At 42.6% G+C, this 7,750-nt stretch carries 4 protein-coding genes; 1 reads left to right on the top strand and 3 read right to left on the bottom strand.

What is annotated here, in order from left to right; genetic code table 11:
* The first annotated feature begins 521 nt into the window (after positions 1-521).
* Complete coding sequence (locus tag OC25_RS18805) at positions 522-707, top strand: hypothetical protein (RefSeq protein ID WP_039479281.1); 186 nt, start codon at positions 522-524, stop codon at positions 705-707.
* Between the two features lie 19 nt (positions 708-726).
* On the opposite strand, the gene OC25_RS18800 is transcribed toward OC25_RS18805, so the two are convergent.
* The 3 genes from OC25_RS18800 to OC25_RS18790 form a co-directional block, all read right to left on the bottom strand.
* On the bottom strand, positions 727-1,374 hold the full coding sequence (locus OC25_RS18800) for a response regulator (RefSeq protein WP_039479279.1): 648 nt from the start codon (positions 1,372-1,374) through the stop codon (positions 727-729).
* Between the two features lie 111 nt (positions 1,375-1,485).
* The gene (locus OC25_RS18795) at positions 1,486-2,457 is read right to left on the bottom strand and encodes a PorP/SprF family type IX secretion system membrane protein (RefSeq protein WP_039479275.1); all 972 of its coding nucleotides are present in this window, start codon (positions 2,455-2,457) and stop codon (positions 1,486-1,488) included.
* A 4-nt stretch (positions 2,458-2,461) separates the two neighbouring features.
* The coding region (locus OC25_RS18790) for a T9SS C-terminal target domain-containing protein (protein WP_039479271.1) at positions 2,462-7,750 on the bottom strand (5,289 nt) is incomplete at its 5' end.

Genomic DNA, 7,750 nt, shown 5'->3' with positions numbered 1-7,750 from the left:
TTTTTTCAGGCCGGTTCATTTCATTCATTTTACGGGCAAAGATATATTTTTGGGTTTTCAATTTTCTATTCAGAACTTGAATGACGTACAACAAATAATACAAAAATTATATTTTTTGATATTTGTCAGCGAAAATATTTGTTTAGAGGGAGTTAGAAAGCTTTTTAAAATGCATTTAAACGCATAGATATTGATCTGCGTCAATATCTTCGATACAACTTACAGCTATACGTTTTTTCGGTCATTTTAGCTGCAGGCGGCCGACAGAAGCTAGTCAATCGTTTGACTTCAGCCATTTGATCAGATTTCACCTGATATCTGTGTAATATTGAGATTGTGTAAATGTGCACTTCAAATTGAGTACTAACTACACATATATTGCATGTAAATTGTACACCCAAATCTACATGCTAAACGTTTGTTTTTTTACTATCGCAAAACTGATACCTGTTTACAGATCTGTTTTTTGGCAAAACCTTTCCTGTTCAAGGCCTGTTATTGAATAAGCAATAAGGAAGACTATGAAAACGACCACGCAGGAAAACGCAAAGAAAAGCAAGGAAAAAGTAAAAGGAACGGCAAAGGAAAAAGCATCTTTTGATCAAAATGGAGCTGGCTCGTCAGATAAATTTGGACAGGCTGGCTCCACTCACAACGAATCGGGAGAAAGCGGGCTCGGTACTAAAAATAAGAACAGGGAAAGATAAAAAGAGTAAAATACTCTTTTTATCTTTCGTAAATGCTCATTTTTTCGGCAAGTTCGATGATACTCTTTATTTTCAGTTTTTGGAAAAGTCTCAGTTTATATGTACTTACCGTACCCATTTGAAGGTTTAACTGATTAGAAATCTCCAATACACCAATACCTTTAGTTAAAAGCTCAGCTACTTCAAGCTCTCTGCCAGATAGTTTGGTAAACGGATTATCAGCATCGTTACCCAATATGCTATTGAACATGTTTTCTTTCACATTTCTGCTCGAATAACGGCTACCAGCCAGGATTGTGGTAATTGCAATTACAATTTCCGACTCTTCGGCATTTTTGGTTAAGTAACCAGACGCACCCGATTTTAAATAAGGAACCGCGTAAATATTCTCGTTCAATGAAGAAAACACCAGGATTTTCGCATTTGGCTGAACCAATTTAAGTTGATCGATAACCTTTAAGTTGTTACCACCCGGTAAGTTTACATCAATGATAATTAAACTTGGCGATTTCTCTGCCTCAACCAGTGCTTGCTCTAGCGTTGATGCATGGATAATTTCGACACCAGGCCAAAAGTCTGATATTAAACCTTTTAATCCACGACGGATAATCTCATGATCATCGGCAATAAGCACTGTAAAGCCACTAACAGCATTTTTTGTTTTCATTGTTTTTATAATATTCTGCAAGTTAATAAAAAGTTATTTTTTTGTACGCTAATGTAAGTTATTTTTTGTCTAAAAGTGTAAATATTATTATACACATTTTAATTGTTTTGTTTAGAACACCCTTGGTGTTGCTAATCTGATGTTTTGCCTGATAAAAGAATAGGCTATAGAAATCTCATGAGTGCCGCTGCTATAGCCTTGTAGCGGACCAATAGAGAAATCGTAGCCATAACCAATCCGGATTTTCTCGGAAGGAAAAATCTGGATCGCGGCAACAGCCGAGTTCCGTGGCGTTAAATCTTTCTGCAGGTAACTTTTATCATACAATTTTACCCCCGTACGATAAGACCCGCCAATCCATATAAAATCTTTGATCATTAAAAAAGCATTTACATCCAGACTTGTTGGTCCACCGCGATCATCTTTCAGCAGGAAAGATGGTTTAAGCTGAAAGTTTTCGGAAAGCGGAAACAAGGCCCCAGCCGTTAAATAGTAATGCGGTTTGGGTTGCGGAATAAAAGCATAACGGTCTATATCGATGTAAGTAGCAATCAGGTTGTCAACCGAGAAACCCGCATAATATTTATCGTTTGCAAAATAAACCCCTGCCCTGGCATCGGGTACAATAGTGCTCTGCATCCCTACCGGCTGGTTAGGCTCAGGATTATTGGGGTTAAGCATCGAACCATCGATCCCCAGCTGTACCATACCCACACCTAAGCCCAGTGCCAGGCGCGAGCTGCCATCATCATTCATCCTGATGCGGTAAGCGTAGTTACCGTAAATGCTGAGGTTATTCTGCGCACCCAGCTTATCGCTGGCCACCTGCAGGGCCAAACCTACATTACCACTGTTGGCAATGGCATCTACTGCCAGCGACATGCTCCTTGGCGCCCCTGTTATTCCTGTCCACTGGCTGCGATAAAAAGTATGCACATTCAGCACTTCTTTATAACCTGCGTAGGCCGGATTGATGTAGATACCGTTAAACATATACTGGCTATACTGGGCATCCTGCTGGGCAGATACGCCCTGCGAAAGTAACATGAAAGCACCTGCTATTATCCAAATTAATTTCTTCATCCTTTTAGTTCTTAAATGCCCTGATTAATGTGATATAACCTTTAAATACTTTTAGTTCGCTGCTACCAGCTTTACGCACCCTTAATAAATAGTAGTAAGTACCTTCGTTCAGCCCCTCGCCCGTCCAGTTGTTTTGGTAACCTTTTGCACGGAACACTTCATTACCCCAACGGTTTACAATGGTGAGTTCACTTTCGGCGAAATTGGCCAATCCGTTTATTTCGAAGGTATCGTTAATACCATCGCCGTTTGGTGTAAACAGGTTCGGAATAAGCAATTCATCACCGGAAATGGTAGCCGCATTAGCCGATACCGAGTTATTATTTGGCACAGGATCAGGCTGGTCGGCTTTTACGGTTGCCGAATTATTCAATGCACCTGTTGCCAGCGTACGCGATTTGAATGTTAAGGTTGCCGATTGGTTTAAATCAAGACTTCCAACCAACCATACGAAATCGCGCGTTGTGGTGCTGTAAGTTGTAGTACCTGTGGTTACTGTAATTTCTTTAGGTGCATCGATGAGCGTACTTAACCTATCGGTAACAGTTACGCCTGTTGCCCTGTTTGCACCTTTATTAGTTACCGTAATTTTATAGGTTACATCTGATCCGGTTCTGATTTCGCCAGTGGTCATCAGTTCTTTGGTAACCACTAAATCAGCCGATTGATCAACATCCATAATTACCTCTGGCTTAATTACAGTTCCTGTCGGAGCAGTCATTGTGGCCACATTTTTAATGGTGTTGTAGCTGTTTACATCAGCGGCAACCTTCGCATCAAAAGTGAGCACGGTGCTCGAGTTTGGCTGCATGTTAATGGTCCATTTCAGGCTGTTGCCGGTTACTGTTCCATATCCTGAAACTGAACCAGGCACATAGGTTAAACCTGCCGGAAGCTCATCGGTAATGGTTACGCCATTTAAGGCCGAACCACCGGTATTGCGAACCTGCAAGGCATAGGTTAATATTTCGTTTGCCTGTGCCTTACCATCTTTGTTACCCTTCGTATCGCTTACTGATTTGCTTCCTTCCAATTTGCCTTCAGTAGGGATAGCAGCAGCCGGATTTAATGGCGAGGTAATATTGGCCGGATCAACTACCGTTGCAATATTGTTGATATTTAAAACACCCGAAGGAAGCGTAGCATTAACAGTTACCTTGAAAGCAACCATGACCTGACCGTTAGCCGGTATGGTTAAGTTAGTCCAGGTTAACACATTGCCCGCAAGTATACCACCGTTATCGGCACTCGCATTTACATAAGTAGTATTGGCCGGTATCTGGTCGGTAATTTTAACACCTGTACGGGTGGTATTGCCGTTATTACGGACCAAAATGTTGTAAGTTAATACCTCATTAGGTTCGGCCTTACCATTGTTATTGGCATCGGTAACGGTTTTAGCACTAACAATTCGCGGCAATTCTAAAATTGTCGGACTGTCGTTATCTTCTGCCGTACCCGAAACATCTGTTACTTTATTTCCTGCCGGCGTGCTTGCCGTAAGTGTAGCGGTGTTGCTCACTGAACTTGCATTTTTCTCAGACTGGGTAATGGTGTACACCACGTTTGCCACAGCAGTTTCGCCTGGTGCAATACTTGCCGGCGCGAAAGTAACCGCTGCAGGGATTTTGGCATCTGCCAGGTTGAAATTATTTAAGGTAACATTACCCGTATTTTTGGCAGTGAAGGTATAAGTTACCGTATTACCATCTGCACTCAAGGCACCTGTTTTCACCAAAGTTAAACCCGGAGCTTCAGGGATAATATAAACCGTTGGATCGTCTGGTGCAATCGTTTTAGGGTTATCAGACAATTTAGACAACTTATTATTACCTACACCATAGTTAGCGGTTAAACTGGCCTGGTTTACAAACTTACCATAATCGATTTCAGGTTGCGTTAACGTATGGCGCGCCAAAATCATTGCGGTTTCAGCGGGTTCAAGTTTGGCAATAACCGCAGGTGTAATGCTACCCGCATCGGCACCCGGATCGGTTACCACGATATTGGTTAACGTAATATTTCCGGTATTGGTTACCTGAATGCTGTATTCGATCACTTTGATCACTCCCGCCCCACTGGCCACCAACTTGGTAAACCTCACCGAAGGATCAGGAACAATTGGAGAGAAAGTAGCGTCATCTGCAGCAGGTGTAGCCGGATTATCAGACACTTTGGTTATTATATTTCCTTGTGGGTCTTTTGCGGTTGCATTTACCTGGTTACTGAAACCACCGGCATTTACTTCACTTTGTTTTACAGTGTGTTTAGCGGTAATATTAACTGTTTCGCCTGGTAATACTGTTGCAATGCTGGCAGGTGTTAAGCTTCCTGCATCGGCATTGGCATCTGTTAAAGCAATATCGGTTAAGCTTACATTACCGGTGTTTTTAAAGATAATGTTGTAATTAATTACATCACCGGCTTTAGTTGCGGTATTGGTCGCCGATTTGGTTAAAGTATAAGCTGGTGAAGCAACCAGTTTAGTTACGGTCGGATCGTTTGGCGTGCTAGTACCCGGATCATCTGATAACTGATTGATGATATTTCCTTTACTATCGGTAACTTTTACTGTAGCTTGATTGGTAAAGCTGCCCGCATTAACCTCGCTTTGTGTTAAAGTGTGTTTGGCTACAGCAGTAACGCTTGCACCCGGCGCTAAAGTAGCAATACTTGCCGGCTGGATGCTTCCTGCATTTGCGGCTGCATCACTCAATATCAGATTGCTCAATGTAGTAGTTCCGGTATTGGTAATCGTGAATGTATAATCAATCGATTCGCCCGCTTTAGTACCCACCGAAGTGGCCACTTTGGTAAAGTTAAATGAAGGACTGCCCGGTACTGGTGTTTCGGTTGGGGTATCGTTACCTCTGCCACTGCCCGAAACATCGGTTACAGTATTACCCGCAGGTGTTTTCGCAGTTACCGAAGCGGTATTACTTACTTTTCCGGCATCTTTATCACTTTGTGTAAGGATATAAACCTCATTATAAGTTAAACTTGCACCAACAGCCAAAGTTCCCGGCAAGGTTTTGGTCATGGCCAGTTTGCTATCTACCAGTACGATATCGGTAAGGGCTACATCGCCGGTATTGGTAACAGTAAAGGTGTAGGTAATCTGATTACCATCGGTACTTAACAGGCCTGTTTTAACCAGTGCAATACCACCTTTTAATATAGGTGTACTTACCGAAGATTGGTTGTTGGTATTTTCAGGATCGTTTGTTCCGGCTGGTGCAGTTAAAGACACCTGGTTAACGAGCGCCGATCCTGCATAGTTTGCAGCAACCTTTCCGTTTACCACTAAACTTACTTCATCGCCAGACAATAAATCGGCCGATAAGGTAAAGGTATTTGCAGTAGCATTATAAACGCCACCTGTAGTGGTATAAGTAATATTTTCTAATCCTGCCGGAAGGTTTTCTGTTATACCGATAGCTTTACCGTTTAAAACCGTAGCCGGACCATTGTTTTTAATTTTAATGGTATAGCTGATGTTTCCATTGGTCTCCACTCCGCTTACATTGGCGGTTTTGCTGATTTGCAAATCGCTGCTCCAATCCGGAATAGTAACCACGACTTTAGCTGTTGCAGCCTTGGTTGCATCCAGTTTATCGGTAATGGTATAGGTTAAGTTATAAACACCCGGTAGTGTTTTAGCTGCAACATTTACTTTGCCGCTGGTAACATCGATGTTGATATTTGGATTATCAGTTGAATTTTGGGTGATGGCAACTGTTCCTGTTGTGGCGGTCGAGGTACCATTATAGTTATCGTTCACTAAAATATCGGCAACTGCAGTACCTCCGGTAAAGCCATTGGCAGTACCGGCATCATCTTTTGCTAAAATTGTTCCTGTACCAACTGTAATGGTTACAGTCGCTGTTTTAGTCTGACCAGGGTTCAGTTTATCTTCAATCTGATAAACCAAAGTATAAGTTCCTGCAGGCGTGTTTGGTGCTACATTTACTTTTCCGGTAGTTACATCTAAACTTACGTTAGGGTTGCTGCTCGAAACCTGGCTTAATTTAACATCGGCTAAAGTTGCAGGGTTACCATTGTAGGTATCGTTTACCAATACATTTTCCACTGCGGTACCTCCGGTAAGGCCATTTGCATTTCCTGAATCGTTTGTGGCAACCATAGCTGGTGCTGTTACTGTGATGGTTACTGTAGCTTGCTTGGTTTGACCTAGATCTAATTTATCTGCAATTTCATAAACAATTGTGTAAACTCCGGCAGGCGTATTCTGACCTACTTTCACCGCTCCTGTGGTCACGTCTAACGTAACATTTGGATGAGTGGTTGAAACCTGGGTAAGTGTTACATCGTTTAAGGTTGGAGCCGCTGTAGTGCCATTATAGGTATCATTAACCAATACATTGTTAACCGGTGTTCCTCCTACTAAACCGTTAACACTTCCTGCATCATCATTTGCAGTTAAAGTTCCTGAAGCTACTGTTACTTTAACTGTTGCAGTTGAAGTTTTTGAAGCATCCAGTTTATCGGTGATGGTATAAGTTAAAGTATACACACCAGCTGGGGTATTCGCTGCTACGCTCACAGCACCTGTTGCCGGATCCAAGGTTACTTTGCCATTGCTGTCGTTGGTACCGTTGGTGATGGTTACATCTGCCAATGTTGGAGCTGTGGTAGTACCGTTGTAGTTATCGTTCGCCAATACATTTGCCACTGCGGTGCCACCTGTTACCGAGTTGGCCGAACCAGTATCGTCTTTAGCTAAGATCGCGCCTGAAGCTACTGTTACTTTAACCGTTGCGGTTGAAGTTTTAGAAGCATCCAGTTTATCGGTGATGGTATACGTTAAAGTATAAACACCAGCCGGGGTATTGGTAGCTACGCTCACTGCACCTGTTGCCGGATCCAAGGTTACTTTGCCATTGCTATCATTGGTGCCATTGGTGATGGTTACATCTGCCAATGTTGGAGCTGTAGTCGTACCATTATAGTTATCGTTCGCCAATACATTCGCAACAGCGGTTCCACCAGTTACCGAGTTCGCCGAACCTGCATCGTCTTTAGCTAAGATCGCGCCTGAAGCTACTGTTACTTTTACTGTAGCAGTAGAAGTTTTACTGTTGTCCAGTTTATCGGTGATGGTATAAGTCAAGGTGTAAACACCAGCCGGGGTATTTGTAGCTACGCTCACAGCACCTGTTGACGGATCCAAGGTTACTTTGCCATTGCTATCATTAGTACCATTGGTGATGGTCACATCTGCCAATGTTGGAGCCGTAGTCGTACCGTTGTAGTTATCGTTCGCCAATACATT

It is taken from the genome of Pedobacter kyungheensis, assembly GCF_000812965.1.
Classification (GTDB): domain Bacteria; phylum Bacteroidota; class Bacteroidia; order Sphingobacteriales; family Sphingobacteriaceae; genus Pedobacter; species Pedobacter kyungheensis.
This window is presented reverse-complemented; position numbering and strand designations above follow the sequence as displayed.

Excerpts from the sequence above, each read along its gene's own strand:
- OC25_RS18805 (WP_039479281.1), top strand. The coding sequence starts at position 522 with ATGAAAACGACCACGCAGGAAAACGCAAAGAAAAGCAAGGAAAAAGTA.
- OC25_RS18800 (WP_039479279.1), bottom strand. The coding sequence starts at position 1,374 with ATGAAAACAAAAAATGCTGTTAGTGGCTTTACAGTGCTTATTGCCGAT.
- OC25_RS18795 (WP_039479275.1), bottom strand. The coding sequence starts at position 2,457 with ATGAAGAAATTAATTTGGATAATAGCAGGTGCTTTCATGTTACTTTCG.